Source organism: Microcystis sp. M_OC_Ca_00000000_C217Col, from assembly GCF_007095585.1.
GTDB lineage: Bacteria > Cyanobacteriota > Cyanobacteriia > Cyanobacteriales > Microcystaceae > Microcystis > Microcystis panniformis.
Genome location: NZ_SFBV01000013.1, coordinates 1 through 2,689, shown reverse-complemented (window position 1 = coordinate 2,689; position 2,689 = coordinate 1). Strand labels below are relative to the sequence as shown.

Here is a 2,689-nt window from a genome sequence, read left to right as displayed (position 1 = left end):
TGCAGGGATTAATGGCTTTTTTTGCGACAATAGTGGTTTTTGCCAGTATTTTTATCGATCTAATCAATGCTTACATTGATCCTCGCATCCGTTATTAATCAGGGAGAGGGAATTATGAAGTGGGGAAGTGGGGAAGTGGGGAGTTTGAGCATTTGTGCTAAAATCCCAATAGGCAGCTTAAAGACAGTACAGCTTGAGATGAGACAACAGCCGTGAAATTGATGTCACAGCTAATAAAAAATGGATCAGGATTGCTTTTTATCTCTAGGTTGTTGTTAGGTGATTGCGGACTGATTAATAATGGTTGAATGTTAATCGGCTTTTCCTTTTAGGGAGACGAAATCGGGCCTATGGGAATTACTATTGTCACCATTTTGCGGGGGATGAAAAGGATTTCTCACTTCGGGGGGAGTGGGTAAACCCTGTTTCATTTCTGCCACTTTTAAGAGGATCAAATACTCATAAAAAGCTTGCAAAGTACACCAAGCAAAACCAGCTTTACCATCGAGAATTCCCGCCAAGATAAAATACATATAAAACCAACGAAGCAAGGGACGAAAAGGCAATCGTAGAGATAAATCTTTTAAAGCTCTCCGTCTATCTACTTCGGTTTCACCAAAAAATAATTTTTTCCAACTAACACCACCGTTAGCCAACTGATGTAGGGTTTCTGCCGCTTCATCGGTAGAGTAACGATTATGTTTTTCAATCCAACGACTTAAACCTTTACTACAGGTATAGTGGGGATAGGTTTCTTCTAAAAAAGAGGTTTTTCCTCGACATTCTTCCCTTTCCGTGTGACCATAATCGCTAAACCAGACTTGATCTTTTCTAAATAGACGCATTTGATAACGGGGATACTGGGTGCTGCGACGGATCCAAGTTCCCATAAACATAACTCTTTCGGCCACATAAAAACCAGTAAATTCTTTCTGTTGAGTGGCGCGCAGACATTCTGCGTAGAGTTGGGGTGTCATCCTTTCATCTGCTTCGAGAATATAAACCCAGTCGTATTTAGTCTCGATATTTTCTAACATCCAAGTTCTTTGTTTACCATGACTCTCGAATTGATGCTGAATCACGCGCACTGGATAACGAGAAGCGATCTCTACTGTGCGATCGCTACTGTAGGAGTCAACCACAATCACATCATCGGATAGAAGTGCCGATTCCACACAGGCGGCAATATCAATTTCTTCGTTATGGGTGAGAATGTAAATGGAAAACATAGATATAGTATGGTGTTTGATTATACGAAACTCGATCGGGTAGTAGTCCTATTGTGTACCGGAAAAAGCGGAATGAAAACCAGTTCATAGAAGAGATTTTCTCAAAACTATCAGACTGCGCTCATTCTATCCTCGATCGCCATTTTGTCAATATTCCTTAAGTATTACTAATTGATTAGTTCGCTCTAGAAAAAAACAATTAACAAAAATCGCTAAATGCCTTTCTATATAAGGGTTCCATCCCTTATAACTCCCGTCCATTGCATAACACAAACCGAAGAGCCAAAAATTCTTTACCTGAGCTTGTAGCGACCGGCAATGAGCTATTCCCCGCCATGAGATAATAGACGGTGCTTTATGTCTCCAGTAATTTTCGATGACTGCTGTTTCCGAGTGTTTTCGTTCTCTCCGTTCCCAGGGGAATTGTGCCTTGATTCCCTTTATCACTGCCGGTGATCCCGATTTATCTACTACTGCCCAAGCTTTACGCATTTTAGACCGAGCAGGGGCTGATCTGATCGAGTTGGGGGTTCCCTATTCCGATCCTCTCGCGGATGGCCCGGTTATTCAAGCGGCGGCCACCCGCGCTTTAAATCGGGGTGTCAAGTTGGAAGATGTGCTAGAAATCGTCAAAAATGCCCAGGGAGAGGTGAAAGCTCCGATTATTCTGTTTACTTACTATAATCCCATCTATCATCGCGGGATAGATGTCTTTTTAGACCAAATTAAAGCAGCCGGGGTGAGTGGTTTGGTGGTTCCCGATTTACCCCTAGAGGAAGCGGAAAGTCTGCTGCAACCGGCTGCCGCTAAGGGAATTGAAGTGATTTTATTGGTAGCGCCTACCAGTCCCCCGGAACGAATACAAGCGATCGCCCTGCAATCTCAAGGTTTTATTTATCTGGTTAGTGTCACGGGAGTGACGGGAATGCGGAATCAAGTGGCCACCAGAGTGGAGGAATTGCTCGATTCTATCCGTTCTGTCACCGATAAACCCGTGGGGGTAGGATTTGGCATTTCTGACCCGACACAGGCGCTACAGGTGAAAAACTGGGGTGCTGATGCAGTAATTGTCGGCAGTGCCATGGTTAAACGTCTGGCCGATAATTCCCCCAGCGATGGCTTAAAATCCCTCGAAGAATTATGTCGCAGTTTAAAACAGGCGATTCGATGAGGGATGAGGAGTTAAGCGTTTATGTCTTCTCGTTCTGAATTCGTTCAATTTCATCTAGTGCTTTTTTCGCCCGGAATACGGCCCGGAGATAGGCGATCTGGCTTTCCCACGCTGATCGGGGTAGGATGGCGGGGATAGGGTTCGGGTTCTCGTTCATCGAAAAAATGGGCCTGAAACCCCGCCCTTTAGCGATAGCGGAGGGCGGCTTTATACAAGTTAGTGAGAAACAATTAAACCGTTAGAACGACGAATTAACTGAATCTTGCTAATAGCTATCTGTCCCAATCGT

The 2,689-nt window shown here is 44.1% G+C and carries 2 protein-coding genes; one reads left to right on the top strand and one right to left on the bottom strand.

Going from position 1 to position 2,689, the window contains the following annotated elements:
- Positions 1-311: 311 nt before the first annotated feature.
- On the bottom strand, positions 312-1,229 hold the full coding sequence (locus tag EWV66_RS00695; protein WP_052277957.1) for a glycosyltransferase family 2 protein: 918 nt from the start codon (positions 1,227-1,229) through the stop codon (positions 312-314).
- A 376-nt stretch (positions 1,230-1,605) separates the two neighbouring features.
- Between EWV66_RS00695 and trpA the strand changes: the two genes are divergently transcribed.
- Positions 1,606-2,400 carry a tryptophan synthase subunit alpha gene (gene trpA, locus EWV66_RS00690; protein ID WP_287107127.1) on the top strand — a complete coding sequence of 265 codons (795 nt, stop codon included), beginning with the start codon at positions 1,606-1,608 and terminating at the stop codon, positions 2,398-2,400.
- The last annotated feature ends 289 nt before the right edge of the window (positions 2,401-2,689 follow it).

Coding starts and splice junctions, on each gene's coding strand:
- EWV66_RS00695 (WP_052277957.1), bottom strand. CDS start 1,229: ATGTTTTCCATTTACATTCTCACCCATAACGAAGAAATTGATATTGCC.
- trpA (WP_287107127.1), top strand. CDS start 1,606: ATGACTGCTGTTTCCGAGTGTTTTCGTTCTCTCCGTTCCCAGGGGAAT.